Raw genomic sequence first — 13,527 nt, 5'->3', positions numbered from 1 at the left:
TTAAGTAAAGTGTTGAGGCACAAGGGAGAAGAAGCATGAGCGATACAGGTCAGACGTCGAAATTCTGGAGCGATCTAACCTATCATCGCCGCTGGCTGCTCGATCAGGCAGAGGGCCTGATGGACTTCTTCCAGTATCGTGCCATCAACCCCAAGGGCGGCTTCTACGATCTGGACGACGAAGGCCGCCCGCTTCCAAACGCCAATGCAATCCGCGGCATCCACGCTTCGGCGCGCATGGTCCACTGCTATTCGATCGCCTACATGCTCGGGCGCCCGGGTGCCGGCGACCTGATCGACCACGGCATGAATTTTCTCTGGAACGGCCACCGGGATCAGAAAAACGGTGGTTACGTCTGGTCCATGAACGATGACGGCCCCGCCGACACCAACAAGCAAGGCTACGGCCACGCTTTCGTTTTGCTCGCCGCCTCTTCCGCCAAGGTCGTCGGACATCCTCTTGCCGACAAGATGCTGGCCGATATCACCGAAGTGCTCGAAACCCGGTTCTGGGAGAAGCAGCACGGCGCGATCGCCGAGGAATTTACTGCAGACTGGGGACCGATCGACGGCGGCACCTATCGCGGCCAGAATTCCAACATGCACCTCACCGAAGCGCTGATGGCAGCCTATGAGGCAACCGGCGAACAGCATTATCTCGACAAGGCGGAGAGTATCGCCGACCTCATCATCCGCCGCCTTGCCGGTGCGACCGGCTTCCGCGTCGGTGAACATTTCGACACGAACTGGACACTCAACAAGGATTATTATCACCCGGACGAAATGTTCCGCCCCGCCGGCACCACGCCCGGCCACGCGCTGGAATGGGCACGCCTTACGCTGCAGCTCTGGGCCCTCGGAGATAAAAAACACGCATGGATGCCTGATGCAGCCAAGAACCTCTTCATTCAGGCAATGTCGCTGGGATGGGACAAGCAGAAGGGCGGCTTCTTCTACACACTCGACTGGGATAACAAGCCAGCCAAGACGAACAAGCTTTGGTGGCCGATGTGCGAGGCTGCAGCTGCCGCTCACTTCATCAACCAGCACCTGCCGCACGATCCCTTCTTCGAGGACAGCTATCGCCTGATCTGGAGCACCATTGCAAACCGCTTCATCGACCACAAAAACGGCGGCTGGCACGAGGAACTGACGGAAGATCTCATCCCGGCTCATACACTCTTCCCCGGCAAGGGCGATATCTACCACGCCTTCCAGGCCTGCCTCATCCCGCTCTATCCGGCAGACGGCAGCCTGACGAAGATGATCGGCAAAACGAGCGGCGGTATTTCTGTTTAAACAGTTTCTGGCGGCGCGCGCTCAAAGCGCCGCCAGCGTCTCGCGCATCTCTCTCACCACCACCGAGCTGGTCCGGTATTGCTGCCGGGCCACAAAACCGAAGCCGACAAGCGCCTCATCGACAAAAGTCACCGGCAGGCGACACGAAGCGTGAACCTCAGCAACACCGGTTCCAGCAACGATATGCGCCACATTGGCAGGCGTAATCCCGCTCCCGGCCATGATCGCAATTCGCCCGGCCGACTGATCGGCAAGCTGGCGAAGCACACCCATCCCATCCGCCGCCTTGACCGCTAACCCTGAAGTTAGAATGCGCTCGAAGCCGAGGCCGATTACCTGCTCCAGCGCCTCATCCGCATCCGGCACCAGATCGAAGGCACGATGCAGCGTCCGGCCCATGCCGCGCGACCGCTCCGAAAGCAAAGTCAGCAGATCCACATCCAGCCGACCATCGGAAAGGCTTGCTCCAAGCACGACGCCCGTGAGCTCGCTATTCCGCGCAGTATCGATATCCGCCAGCATCACATCCCGCGAGGCGGCATCGAAGATGAAATCCCCCGCCCTCGGCCGGATCATCGCATAGACCGGCACCGGCATTTTCGCAGCAAGCGCCATCAATCCTCTCGACGGCGTAAGTCCGCCGACATCTAGTGCCGAGCAGAGTTCGATCCGCTGCGCGCCGCCGGCAACGGCGGCTTCCAGCCCTTCAGCACTGTCGACACAGACTTCAAGCAGCACGGGCATCGGCCACTCCCTGGCGTGCCAGCACGGCTGCACCGATAAGCCCGCCATCCTCGCGGCGGATCGCCGGCACCAGCAGTGGCCGATCCAACCGGTTCAGGATGCGGGCCCGAACAGCCTCGTCCAGCGCCGCAATCAATGCCCCGGCCGAGGCAAGCCCGCCGCCAACCGGCACGATCGACGGCCCGACCGTATTGATTGCGACCGCCAGCGGATCGGCGACAAGCTGCAGATAGGCCTCGATCGTTTCGCCGGCCTTTTCTTCTCCTGACTGCCAGTCCTCGATGATCCGATGGCTGCTACGCTCTTCTGCATGAAACAGCGTGTGTAATTTCTCGATCCCGCGCGCCCCGCCGATCGTATCGACGCAACCGGATTGTCCGCAGCCGCAGGAAAACCGCGGAACGTGAACCAGCCGAGCGCCGATCTCGACGCTCGTATTCAGTGCCGGGCCGTGCCCCCATTCGCCGGTCACGCCGCCGGCGCCGCGCAACATGCGGCCATCGACGGCAATCCCGCCGCCGATCCCCGTGCCGATGATGATGCAGAAAACGATCGAATGACCGCTCCCGACACCGTCATTCGCCTCAGCCAGCGTCAGGCAATCCGCATCGTTTGCAGCAAAGACCGAACGCCCCGTCGCTTGAGAAATCGCCTCAGCAATCGGCAGGCCCGTCAGGCACGGGATATTGGCGGAAAGCCCCTTGCCGCTCACCGGATCGACAAGCCCTGCAGTTGACAAACCGATAGGCAGGACGCCGCTTGCATCCGCATCATTCGCCAGACTTCGCAGGGCCTCGGCAAGCTCGCGCCAATCGGATTTCGGCACAGGCACGCGCGCAAGCTCCTCCACCTCTCCCGATTTGCGGGAGAGGCCGAACTTGATGAACGATCCGCCGATATCGGCACAGAGCACCGCTGCACCCTGCATCACGCAGTCCGTTCCTGCAGCCAGTCGCGAACAATCACCTCGTCTTCCGCCCCAAGCCCATGGTTGGCATCCAGCACCTTCGCCGTCAGCTGCGCACCCGCAACCTTCAGCCTGTCCTCCAGTTCACCCGCAAGCGGACCGTAAAAATCATCAATGGCGCTGAGCGAGAGAACCTGTGTCGCGGACAGATCGACCACCGGCCGCTCTTCCAGCACATTCATCGAGCGCAACAACACCGCCTTGCGGATCGCGTCCGGCCGAAGCTGCATCGTCGCCCCCAGCATATTGCCGCCATTGGAGTAACCGAGGAAAGCCAGCCGCTCCGGATCGACGCCATAGGCAGGCCCGATATCCTCGATGAAGGCGACAAAAGCCTCGACCTCGGATGCGATCTCCTTCTGGTCGAATGTCGTCTGGCTGAAACGGCGGAAGAAACGCGGAGACCCTTCATCCGTCGAACGACCGCGCAGGCCGATCAGCATGGCATTCGGCGCGACCTTGCGGCCGAGCGGCAGCATCGCCGCCTCGTTCGCCCCACTGCCGTGAAGCAGAACCAGTGTCGAGCCATCCCAATCTTCCGGCATATGGATGCGATGCACGAAAGGCAGGTCGCGATAGATCACCCGCTCCTCGCCCGGCAGGCCGAATTGCGGCAGCATCACCTTCAACGCCTCGTGATCCGCCTTGTAATGTTTGGGGATGAAAAATCCCGTCCCGAGCGCCTCGACCGTCTCATCCGCCGTAAAGCCCGGATCGTCTGTCGCAACCTCGATCAGCGTGCCGCCCGGCTCGCGCACATAGAGGGAGTAGAAATAATGCCGGTCATGCACATTTATATCACCTGCATTCTCGGCTTGCAGCGCCTCGTGCAGATCGTCGACGGCCTGCTGGCTTTTCGCCCTCACCGCCACATGATCGATCGTCCCGGTTCCAGGTGCTGCCGTCCAGAACCCGCCGGCATTGCGCACATCGATGATCTGCCCGCTTTCGGACACCAGCCGCTGGATCGCGCTCTCCACCGCTCCGGACACAAAGCCCGTATGTCGCTCGAGAAACGCAGCGGTTTCATCCGCCTTTTCAGACAGGATGGTCGCCCCGCGAATGCCACGGATGGCATCCGCTCTCGCAATGCCGCCGTCCTTCCACCAGACCCAGTCGCCATAGTCATCGACACCGACAAGCTTGACGATAATCCCGTCCGGATCGGTCAGCCTTAGAACCGGTTCGCCGAACTCCTGTGTCGGCCCGGTCATCTTGACATTGCATTGCAGCGCCCGTGTCAGCCAGAAGCCGATCGCCTCGCGATCGATGGCGAAGCTGATCTCGCTCGGCGCGCCATGCCCCACGCGCCCGAGCGAACCGTCTTCCCAGGCCAGAAATGTGACCAGCGAACCTGGCGTTGCAGCACCGTCTCCATAAAAAAGGTGAAGCTGCTGCGCATCCTCGAAACCGGCCGTACGCTTGACGAGGCGCAGGCCGAGGAAACCGACGTAGAAATCCACATTGTCCTGGATTTTCCGGGTAATGGCCGTCAGGTGATGAATACCGCTGGTCATGATCTTTTAGCCTTGGGTGTCCGGGCTTTTGCCCGATCGTGTTTCGATTGTGGCCTCCGGCGCGATTGCACCTAAGCAGCTCACTTGGGTTCGAGCGACATCATCAGGTTGGCAAGCAGCGCGGTGCGCGGCGCAAGGCTGCTAACGAAAATATGCTCGTCGAATGTATGCGCCCCCGCCCCGTCCGCACCGAGACCGTCCAGTGTCGGCACGCCGAGCGCAGCGGTAAAATTGCCGTCCGAGCCGCCGCCCGTCACCACGCCTTCCAGCGTAATCCCGAGCTTTGCGGCAATCTCGGCCGCGGTATCAAACAGCTTCACGCCGTCTGCGGATTGCGCAAAGGGCGGCCGGTTCATCTGGCCGGTGATCTCGAATGTGATATCCGGATCGACCGGCTTCATGGCCTCAATTCTGGCAGTGATCTCGGCAGCGGCCTTGTCGTCCGGCACGCGCACATCGACCTGCATCCGGCATTCCGCCGGAATGGTATTGCGGCCCGTGCCGCCCTGGATCGTCCCTACCGACACGGTAATACCGCGCTGGGCATCATTCAGTGCCTCGAGCTCAAGGACAAGCCGCGCCGCCGCACGGATCGCGCTACGCCCGTCCTGCGGCCGCGTACCGGCATGCGAAGCCCGTCCCCGGATGGTGATATCGTACATCGCGACACCCTTGCGGGCGATGACGATCTTGCCGCCATCACGCGCCGGCTCGACAACCAGCGTATAACCGGCGCTTGCTGCCAGCCTTTCCATATAGGCGCGCGACGACAGGCTGCCGATCTCCTCGTCCGGCACGAAAACCAGATCGACCGGCATGCGGCTGCCCCTGGCAACCGCAATCTTCAACGCCTCCAGCGCCATCAGAGCCCCGGATTTCATATCATAGATGCCGGGACCATAAAGCTTGTCGCCGTCCCGCTTCAAAGGCAATTGTTTGGCGATCACCCCATGCGCATGCACGGTGTCGAAATGTGCTAGTACCAGCACACTCTTTTCATTGCTGCCTTCAGCCCGCAGCGAGCGCACCGTCAGAATATCGCCAAGTCCCAGCGTTCCAGGCAAGCGCTCCACATCCAGCAAAGCGGATTTCGCCAATTCTTCCACCCGATCGACCAGCCGGTTTACGGCATTCGCATCATGAGATGGTGTTTCGATCTCCACCCATGCCACGAGTTCCTGCAATAGAGCCTTGTCGTCAATATCGGCGGCTGAAACGGAATTGGTCATTGAAATCCCCTGCTATGTTCTGCGAGCGTGGGGACTATAACCACGATCCCGTCACGGGCAACGCCCCATGATGACGATCGGACTGTTCACCATTTAGGTAACAATGAATTCTATTCGTTCACCAGTTTAAGAATGAGTTGATGGACGTTGCCGCCATTGTTCATCTCCAGTTTGTCATAGTCCCGGTGCCGCTCGCGATTGCGTTTCGAAATCTCGCCGAGCCTTGCGGTAAGGTCCTGCCTTATCTTCTGGCATTTCGGATCATCCGCAGCAGTAAGCCCGACGCTCACCACCTCGATCTCCCTGACCATCTCCACGATCATGTCGCCATGCACCCGCTCATGGCGGCGCACGCCTTCGGCAAATGTATCCCATTTCGTCTTCAGGGCGCCCGGCATCTTGCCGGCCTTCGGCAGGGTGTAGATCAGCGTCAAGCTTGGCCGTGCCGAAACCAGCTTGCATGAACCATCCGGCTGGGGCTGGTAATTGCGGGACCAGAGCAGCTTGAAATCCGTATGCGCAATCGTCCGCATCTGGCCGCCGACAAGCGGCCCCTTCTCGCCGATCTGGGAATAAAGCTCGATACCGGTGGAGCCGCTGACCGTATACGTCTTCACCTGCTCGACCGGTGCCCATTGAGCAGCAGCCAAAGACGGCGCAACGAACAGGAAACTCCCGGCCCAAAAACTTACGAGCATTCTTCTCACGGCAAACTCCAGCATCTGTTCCCTGCCGTGGTAGAGCGACGCGCCACCGTTTTCAACACACCACACGTCATTGGAAGCCATGTCCGCGAACCGCGTCATTCCGGCTTATGTCGCCCCGTTGCGGCCTATGCGATAAATCAGCCCTGAACCGCGCCCCGTCGAATGGGTGACAAACAGACAAACTTGTCATACATGTTAAAGTAAGAAGCTAATAAGCGATCGAACCCGGAAAACTCCGGGAACTATAATCTCCCAGGAAGGAAACGCATCCATGAGCGAAGAACTCAACACGGATCTGATCGCCTCCCCGAAGACGCGCGCAACGCAATTGAGCGACACGCTGCGCCAGGCGATCGCCGAGGGACAATTCCCGCCAGGCTCCAAACTTCCAAGCGAGGCGCAACTGACACTGGCGCATGGGGTCAGCCGGACAGTGGTGCGTGAAGCCCTTGCCGCCTTGCGGTCCGATCGCCTTGTGGAGGCTCGCCAGGGTGCCGGCGTCTTCGTTCTCCAGGCGACCCCGACACCGCCGCCATTCAACCTGTCCCTCGGCCATATCGATCTCGCGCGCGTTTCCTCGATGATCGAGCTGCTTGAATTGAGGACCGCCGTTGAGGTCGAATCAGCTGGAATGGCGGCTCTGCGGCGCTCGCCTGCGCAGGAAGAGGTGATATTCGAGCGTCATTATGCCGTGCGCTCCTGTCTGGAGGCGCATCAGCCGACAAGCGAGGCCGACTTCGCTCTTCACCTCTCCATCGCCGACGCGACAAACAATCCGCGCTTCCGCGAATTTCTGACGATGATCGGCAAGAACGTCATCCCTCGCGCCGCCCTGCGCGGCGACGAAACGGCGGAAGAGCAGATGGATTATATCAACCTGCTTGTCGACGAACACCATGCGATCGTCACCGCCATTTCCGAAGGAGATGAGGAAAAGGCCCGTGAAGCGATGCGCCGGCATCTGCGCGGAAGCCAGTTGCGCTACAGGAACCTTCTTCGCGCGCAGCGAGAAGATGTCAGATAACTTGTTGACATAAATTCCGCCAACCTGTACGACAATTTCTGTCTGGAGGAGACATTCAAGAGGAAATTCCATTATGACGCCTGAAGAAATCAAGGCGGCGCTCGGCGCCGGCCTATTGTCCTTTCCTGTTACCCATTTCGATGACGAGGGTGAATTTAAACAGGATAGCTACCAGAGCCATATCGAATGGTTGTCCGGTTTCGACGCGCCTGTTCTTTTCGCCGCCGGCGGCACGGGCGAGTTCTTTTCGCTCTCTCCCGATGAAGTTCCGACCATCGTAAAATCCGCCAAGGAAGCGGCCGGCAACAGCAATACTGCGATCGTTTCCGGTTGCGGTTTCGGCACCCGTGTCGGCGTCGATATGGCAAAGGCCGTCGAAAAGGCCGGTGCCGATGGTATTCTTCTTCTGCCGCATTACCTGATCGATGCGCCTCAGGAAGGCCTCTACCAGCACGTCAAGAAAATCTGCCAGTCGGTCGGCATCGGCGTCATGGTCTATAACCGCGACAACTCCGTCCTGCAGGTCGATACGCTGAAGCGCCTTTGCGACGAGTGCCCGAACCTGATCGGCTTCAAGGACGGCACCGGCGATATCGGTCTCGTCCGTCAGGTTACCGCCACGATGGGCGACCGCCTGATGTATCTCGGCGGCATGCCGACTGCGGAGCTGTTTGCCGAAGCCTATCTCGGCGCCGGTTTCACCACCTATTCGTCGGCCGTCTTCAACTTCGTTCCCGGTCTTGCTGTCGAATTCTACAAGGAGCTTCGCGCAGGCAACCGCGCCCGTTGCGAAGAAATCCTGAGGGACTTCTTCTACCCCTTCATGGCTCTTCGTGCCCGCCGCAAGGGTTATGCCGTCGCTGCCATCAAGGCCGGTGTGCGCCTGCAGGGCTTCGATGCCGGCAAGGTCCGCCCGCCGCTCGACGACCTGACGGCGGAAGAGGAGCAGATGCTCCTGAAGCTCATCGGCAGCCACAAGAGGTAAGCCGGATGAAAATAGCGTCGGTTCGCACTCACCTTCTTGAACACCGGCTCGATGTGGCTTTCGAAAGCGCGTCCATGCGCTTCGATCGCCGGGCTCACATATTGGTAGAGATCGAGTGCGACGACGGCACGGTGGGCTGGGGCGAATGCCTCGGCCCTGCCCGTCCCAATGCCGCAGTCGTCCAGGCCTATGCCAACTGGCTGATCGGTGAAAATCCGCTCGAGACCGAGAAGATCTGGGCCAAGCTCTACAATGCGCTTCGGGATCAGGGTCAGCGCGGCCTGACCGTCACCGCCCTTTCCGGCATCGACATGGCGCTCTGGGATATCAAGGGCAAGCATTTCAACGCCCCCATTTCCATCCTTCTCGGCGGGCGTTTCCGCGAGAGCATCAAGGCTTACGCAACAGGCAGCTTCAAGCGTGACGGCGTCGACCGCGTCGAGGACAATGCGACCGACGTTGCCCGCTATAGGGCAGAAGGCTTTCACGCGACCAAGATCAAGATCGGTTTCGGCGTTGAGGAAGACCTGCGCGTCATCCGCGCCGTCCGTGAAGCCGCCGGCCCAGACATGCGGCTCATGATCGACGCCAACCACGGTTACGACGCCGTCGAGGCGATCCGCCTCGGCAATGCCGCTGCGCAATACGGCATAGACTGGTTCGAGGAACCCGTTGTGCCCGAACAGCTTGCGGCCTATCGCGAGGTCCGCGCCAAACAGCCGATCCCGGTTGCCGGCGGCGAGACATGGCATACTCGCTGGGGCATGCGCGAGCCAATCGAAACTCGCGCCATCGATATCGTCCAGCCGGATCTGGCAGGCGTTGGCGGCTTTACCGAAGCCAAGCGCGTTGCGGATCTTGCGGCGCTTCACGGCATCCGCGTCGTTCCCCACGTCTGGGGTACCGCCATCCATATCGCAGCGGCCCTGCAATTCATGGCCGCGATGGTGCCAAGCCCTGTCCGCGTCAATCCGATCGACCCGATCCTCGAATTCGATCGCACTCACAATCCCTTCCGTCAGGCAATCGTCAAGACGCCGATCGAACACAAGGGCGGCGTGGTGCAGATCCCGAACGGCCCCGGCCTGGGCATCGAGATCGACCGCGATGCACTGAAGGAGTTCCGTATGCCCGACGACAAGGGAGCGGCCTGATGCTCGTTCGCACCCTCGCCGGCAAGGTTCCGAAGATCAAGCTGCCGCAGGGTGCGGTCGACACACAGATGCATATGTATCTGCCGGGGTATCCGTCCCTCCCCGGCGGACCGGGCCTTCCGGCCGGCGCCCTGCCCGATCCCGATCAATATCGCCAGCTCATGCAATGGCTCGGCATCGATCGGGTCATCATCACGCAAGGCAATGCGCATCAGCGGGATAACTCCAACCTGGTTGCCTGCCTCGACATCATGGGCGATGTCGCCCGCGGTGTCGGCATCATCGATGGCAATACCAATGATGCCGAGATGGTCCGCCTTTCAGAGGCCGGCATTGTCGGTGCCCGCATCATGGATCTGCCGGGCGGTGCCGTTGATCTCAAGGAACTCGAAACGGTCGATGCGAAAGCAGCCGCCCACGGCTGGATGCTGGCCGTCCAGTTCGACGGCAGCAATATACTTCACCACGAAGCACGCCTGGCAAACCTGAAATCCCGCTGGGTTTTCGACCACCACGGTAAATTCTTTTCCGGCGTCACGCCCGACAGTGAAGAGATCTCAGCCGTCAAACGCCTGATCGACGCAGGAAACTGCTGGTTCAAGTTCGCCGGCGTCTATGAATCATCGAAAACAGGCGGCCCCGATTACGCCGATATCGCAGCCGTTGCGCGCGAGATAGCAAACTACGCCCCGGAACGGATTGTCTGGGGCACGAACTGGCCGCACAATCTGGCCCGCGAACAGGCGGATTACCCGGATGACGCGGCCTTGACCGATACCGTACTTGGCTGGCTGCCGAACGAAAACGCTCGGCATCTAGCCCTGATAGAGAACCCGCAGACCCTTTTCGGTCTGCAGGAATGGAGTGCATCAACGAGTTGATATTTTGAACAACCGGTGCGTGGAGGCACCGGTTTCTTTGGAGGAGGAAAACATGAAAATCACGAAAGCTCTCGGGCTGGCGCTGACGCTCGCACTTGCTGCGACGACTGCCGCACCGCTCGCTTACGCGCAGCAGGTCACGTTGCGCTCGGCCGACATCCATCCGGACGGTTATCCGACCGTCGATGCGGTCAAATATATGGGTGATCTCGTCAAGGAACGCACCGGCGGCCGTATCGCCATCCAGGTGATGAACAACTCGATGCTCGGCGGCGAAAAGGACACGATCGAGCAGACCCGTTTCGGTGTCATCGACATGAACCGCGTCAATGCGGCACCGTTCAACAACCTGATCCCGGAAACGGTCGTCCTCGGCCTGCCCTTCCTGTTCCGCTCGACCGACCATATGCACAAGGTCGTCGACGGTCCGATCGGCGACAAGATCCTGGCTGCCTTCGAACCCCACGGCCTGATCGGCTTGGCCTACTATGACAGTGGCGCCCGCTCATTCTACACCACCAAGAAGCCCGTCGAAAAACTGGCCGACCTCAAGGGCCTGAAGATCCGTGTCCAGCAGTCCGACCTCTGGATCGCCATGATGCAGGCTTTTGGCGCCAACCCGACGCCGATGCCGATGGGCGAAGTCTATTCCTCGCTCGAAACCGGTGTGGTCGACGGCGCGGAAAACAACTGGCCGTCCTACGAGTCTGCCCGTCATTACGAAGTGGCGAAGAACTACACGCTGACCCAGCACTCGATGAACCCGGAAATCCTGGTCATGTCCAAGGTCTCCTGGGACAAGCTGACCCCGGAAGACCAGAAGATCGTCCGTCAGGCAGCCAAGGACTCGGTCGTGAAGATGCGCGAACTCTGGACCGCCCGCGAAAAGACCTCGGAAGAAAAGGTCCGCGCCGGTGGCGTCAACGTCATCAACGTCAACAAGGAAGAGTTCTCCGCCGCGATGAAGCCGGTCTACGACAAGTTCGTCACCGACGCTTCGATGAAGTCTCTGCTGGAAGAAATCCAGGCAGTTCAATAATCGCAAAAATGAAAGCCGGCCTCCTTCGAGGCCGGCTTTTGCATATCCGGCGCAAAGTCCGGAAGGAGGAGGAACGGAACAATGCGAAAATTCATGCAGGCGATAAGACCCGCGCTGGGTGTTGTCAGCCGCTTATCACTCTGGATCGCCGGCATAGGCATGATCGCCATGACGCTGATCGTCGGCTGGCAGATCTTCGGCCGCTACGTACTCAATGACTCCCCGGCATGGTCGGAGCCATTATCGCTCTACCTGATGTCCTGGTTCATCATGCTTGGCGCCGCCGTCGGTGTGCGCGAAAGCGTCCATCTGGGATTGGACATCGTCCGTTACATGATGCCGCCCAACATCCAGAAGGCCATGGACCTTCTGAGCCTGGGCCTTATCGTGCTTTTCGGTATCGGCATGGCCTATTACTCGACCCTTCTGGCAGCCGGCACATGGACTGCCCGAATCCCCGTGCTTGGCTGGCCGGGCGGCACAGATTTCTTCCCGATGATCGCCGGCGGCGCGATGATCGCGATCTTTGCGCTTGAACGTTTCATCGATGTCGCAATCGGCGAGGAAATCGCGGCCGACGTGCTTGTCCAGGAGGCTGCGTAATGGCCTATACGATCCTTTTCGCTTCCTTCACCTTCCTGATGATCATCGGCATGCCGATTGCGTTCTGCCTCGGCATCGCGTCTTTCGCGACGGTGCTCTATCTGGGCCTGCCGCCGATCGTCGTCTTTCAGCAGATGAATTCCGGCATGAACGTCTTTGCCATGATGGCGATCCCGTTCTTCATTTTCGCCGGCGACCTGATGGTGCGCGGCGGCATCGCTGCAAGACTGATCCGCTTTGCGGCCGGTCTGGTCGGGCACATGCGTGGCGGCCTCGGTCAGGTCAATGTCGTCGCCTCGACCCTGTTCGGTGGCATTTCCGGTTCGGCCGTCGCCGATGCCTCGGCCGTCGGCGGCCTGATGATCCCGCAAATGGCCAAGCGCGGCTATGATCGGGATTATGCGGTCAACGTCACCGCCAATGCGGCCATCATCGCCCTGATGATCCCGCCGTCGCACAACATGATCCTCTATTCGATCGCCGCCGGCGGCAATGTCTCGGTCGCCGATCTCTTCACCGCCGGTATCATCCCCGGCCTGCTTCTCGCCGCAGCACTGATGTTCACCGCATGGTGGGTCGCCGTCAGACGGGGTTATCCGGCCGACGCCTTCCCCGGCTTCCGCCGCCTCGGTTATTATCTGGCAGCCTCCCTCCCCGGCATCCTGCTGATCGCCATCATCTTCGGCGGCGTGCGCTCCGGCGTCTTCACCGCAACGGAAAGCTCCTGCATCGCTGTCCTCTACGCCTTCCTGGTTGCCATGCTCGTCTACCGGGAGCTGGATTGGGCAGGCTTCGTCGAGGCCGTCATGGGCGCTGTCCGCACCACGGCCATGGTCCTGCTGGTCATCGGCACCGCTGCCTCCTTCGGCTGGCTGATGGCCTTCCTGCAGGTGCAGACACTGATCATCGCCGCGATCAGCGCCATCTCGGATAATCCGATCATCGTGCTCCTGATGATCAACGTCATCCTTCTGATCCTCGGCACCTTCATGGACATGGCGCCGATGGTCATCATCGCTACCCCGATCCTGCTTCCGGTGGTCAAGGCCTTCGGCATCGATCCGGTCCATTTCGGCGTCGTGATGATCCTCAATGCCGGCATCGGGTTGAACACGCCACCTGTCGGAACCGTGCTCTTCGTCAGTTGTGCCGTCGGCGGCATATCCATCCGCGAGGCGATGCGCACGATCTGGCCCTTCTTCGGCGCCAGCCTCGCAGTTCTCCTTGCGGTGACATACATCCCCGCTTTGTCGCTCTGGCTACCGAGCCTGTTCCGATAGGATGCGACACCATCCGAGACCCAGATCCCGCTTCGGCGGGATCTTTCATTTCGGGCGTCATTCTTATGCAAGAAATTGCGGTTCACGACACGCGCGCCG

Annotated in this window: 13 protein-coding genes; 8 read left to right on the top strand and 5 right to left on the bottom strand. The window is 60.4% G+C overall.

Annotation, left to right across the window (positions count from 1 at the left end):
• Window positions 1-35 precede the first annotated feature (35 nt).
• Entirely contained in the window at window positions 36-1,298 is a 1,263-nt protein-coding gene (locus MRBLMR1_RS04920; RefSeq protein ID WP_148147576.1) for an AGE family epimerase/isomerase, read from the top strand.
• A 21-nt stretch (window positions 1,299-1,319) separates the two neighbouring features.
• Here MRBLMR1_RS04920 and MRBLMR1_RS04915 read toward each other — a convergent pair whose 3' ends face one another.
• The 5 genes from MRBLMR1_RS04915 to MRBLMR1_RS04895 all read right to left on the bottom strand — a co-directional run bounded on the left by MRBLMR1_RS04915 (window position 1,320) and on the right by MRBLMR1_RS04895 (window position 6,453).
• Entirely contained in the window at window positions 1,320-2,042 is a 723-nt protein-coding gene (locus tag MRBLMR1_RS04915) for a copper homeostasis protein CutC (protein ID WP_148147575.1), read from the bottom strand.
• Window positions 2,026-2,970 (bottom strand): ROK family protein, encoded by a 945-nt coding sequence (locus tag MRBLMR1_RS04910; protein WP_148147675.1) that lies wholly within the window; start codon window positions 2,968-2,970, stop codon window positions 2,026-2,028. Before MRBLMR1_RS04910 ends, MRBLMR1_RS04915 begins: the two co-directional genes overlap by 17 nt.
• Window positions 2,970-4,526 carry a VOC family protein gene (locus MRBLMR1_RS04905; RefSeq protein ID WP_148147574.1) on the bottom strand — a complete coding sequence of 519 codons (1,557 nt, stop codon included), beginning with the start codon at window positions 4,524-4,526 and terminating at the stop codon, window positions 2,970-2,972. Before MRBLMR1_RS04905 ends, MRBLMR1_RS04910 begins: the two co-directional genes overlap by 1 nt.
• A gap of 80 nt (window positions 4,527-4,606) precedes the next feature.
• Window positions 4,607-5,755 carry a M20 family metallopeptidase gene (locus MRBLMR1_RS04900; protein ID WP_148147573.1) on the bottom strand — a complete coding sequence of 383 codons (1,149 nt, stop codon included), beginning with the start codon at window positions 5,753-5,755 and terminating at the stop codon, window positions 4,607-4,609.
• Between the two features lie 110 nt (window positions 5,756-5,865).
• Window positions 5,866-6,453, bottom strand: a complete 588-nt coding sequence (locus MRBLMR1_RS04895) for a DUF922 domain-containing protein (RefSeq protein ID WP_148147674.1) — start codon at window positions 6,451-6,453, stop codon at window positions 5,866-5,868.
• Window positions 6,454-6,733: 280 nt separating this feature from the next.
• Here MRBLMR1_RS04895 and MRBLMR1_RS04890 point away from each other — a divergent pair, with 280 nt between their 5' ends.
• The 7 genes from MRBLMR1_RS04890 (at window position 6,734) to MRBLMR1_RS04860 (ending at window position 13,428) form a co-directional block, all read left to right on the top strand.
• Window positions 6,734-7,486, top strand: coding sequence for a FadR/GntR family transcriptional regulator (locus MRBLMR1_RS04890; protein ID WP_148147572.1), 753 nt, complete (start codon window positions 6,734-6,736; stop codon window positions 7,484-7,486).
• A gap of 73 nt (window positions 7,487-7,559) precedes the next feature.
• Window positions 7,560-8,471 (top strand): 5-dehydro-4-deoxyglucarate dehydratase, encoded by a 912-nt coding sequence (kdgD, locus tag MRBLMR1_RS04885; RefSeq protein ID WP_500063782.1) that lies wholly within the window; start codon window positions 7,560-7,562, stop codon window positions 8,469-8,471.
• 5 nt (window positions 8,472-8,476) lie between these two features.
• Window positions 8,477-9,625 (top strand): mandelate racemase/muconate lactonizing enzyme family protein, encoded by a 1,149-nt coding sequence (locus tag MRBLMR1_RS04880; protein WP_148147570.1) that lies wholly within the window; start codon window positions 8,477-8,479, stop codon window positions 9,623-9,625.
• Entirely contained in the window at window positions 9,625-10,506 is an 882-nt protein-coding gene (locus MRBLMR1_RS04875; protein ID WP_148147569.1) for an amidohydrolase family protein, read from the top strand. Before MRBLMR1_RS04880 ends, MRBLMR1_RS04875 begins: the two co-directional genes overlap by 1 nt.
• Before the next feature lie 52 nt (window positions 10,507-10,558).
• A complete protein-coding gene (locus MRBLMR1_RS04870) occupies window positions 10,559-11,545 on the top strand; it encodes a TRAP transporter substrate-binding protein (RefSeq protein WP_148147568.1) in 987 nt (328 codons plus the stop codon).
• 81 nt (window positions 11,546-11,626) lie between these two features.
• Window positions 11,627-12,148 carry a TRAP transporter small permease gene (locus MRBLMR1_RS04865; protein ID WP_148147567.1) on the top strand — a complete coding sequence of 174 codons (522 nt, stop codon included), beginning with the start codon at window positions 11,627-11,629 and terminating at the stop codon, window positions 12,146-12,148.
• Window positions 12,148-13,428 carry a TRAP transporter large permease gene (locus MRBLMR1_RS04860; protein WP_148147566.1) on the top strand — a complete coding sequence of 427 codons (1,281 nt, stop codon included), beginning with the start codon at window positions 12,148-12,150 and terminating at the stop codon, window positions 13,426-13,428. Before MRBLMR1_RS04865 ends, MRBLMR1_RS04860 begins: the two co-directional genes overlap by 1 nt.
• The last annotated feature ends 99 nt before the right edge of the window (window positions 13,429-13,527 follow it).

Origin of the sequence: Neorhizobium sp. LMR1-1-1.1 (assembly GCF_040675795.1) — a bacterium.
Classification (GTDB): domain Bacteria; phylum Pseudomonadota; class Alphaproteobacteria; order Rhizobiales; family Rhizobiaceae; genus Neorhizobium; species Neorhizobium cellulosilyticum.
Note: the sequence above shows the minus strand (reverse complement) of the source record. Positions and strands in the feature narration are given on the sequence as shown.

Coding starts and splice junctions, on each gene's coding strand:
- MRBLMR1_RS04920 (WP_148147576.1), top strand. CDS start 36: ATGAGCGATACAGGTCAGACGTCGAAATTCTGGAGCGATCTAACCTAT.
- MRBLMR1_RS04915 (WP_148147575.1), bottom strand. CDS start 2,042: ATGCCCGTGCTGCTTGAAGTCTGTGTCGACAGTGCTGAAGGGCTGGAA.
- MRBLMR1_RS04910 (WP_148147675.1), bottom strand. CDS start 2,970: ATGCAGGGTGCAGCGGTGCTCTGTGCCGATATCGGCGGATCGTTCATC.
- MRBLMR1_RS04905 (WP_148147574.1), bottom strand. CDS start 4,526: ATGACCAGCGGTATTCATCACCTGACGGCCATTACCCGGAAAATCCAG.
- MRBLMR1_RS04900 (WP_148147573.1), bottom strand. CDS start 5,755: ATGACCAATTCCGTTTCAGCCGCCGATATTGACGACAAGGCTCTATTG.
- MRBLMR1_RS04895 (WP_148147674.1), bottom strand. CDS start 6,453: ATGCTCGTAAGTTTTTGGGCCGGGAGTTTCCTGTTCGTTGCGCCGTCT.
- MRBLMR1_RS04890 (WP_148147572.1), top strand. CDS start 6,734: ATGAGCGAAGAACTCAACACGGATCTGATCGCCTCCCCGAAGACGCGC.
- kdgD (WP_500063782.1), top strand. CDS start 7,560: ATGACGCCTGAAGAAATCAAGGCGGCGCTCGGCGCCGGCCTATTGTCC.
- MRBLMR1_RS04880 (WP_148147570.1), top strand. CDS start 8,477: ATGAAAATAGCGTCGGTTCGCACTCACCTTCTTGAACACCGGCTCGAT.
- MRBLMR1_RS04875 (WP_148147569.1), top strand. CDS start 9,625: ATGCTCGTTCGCACCCTCGCCGGCAAGGTTCCGAAGATCAAGCTGCCG.
- MRBLMR1_RS04870 (WP_148147568.1), top strand. CDS start 10,559: ATGAAAATCACGAAAGCTCTCGGGCTGGCGCTGACGCTCGCACTTGCT.
- MRBLMR1_RS04865 (WP_148147567.1), top strand. CDS start 11,627: ATGCGAAAATTCATGCAGGCGATAAGACCCGCGCTGGGTGTTGTCAGC.
- MRBLMR1_RS04860 (WP_148147566.1), top strand. CDS start 12,148: ATGGCCTATACGATCCTTTTCGCTTCCTTCACCTTCCTGATGATCATC.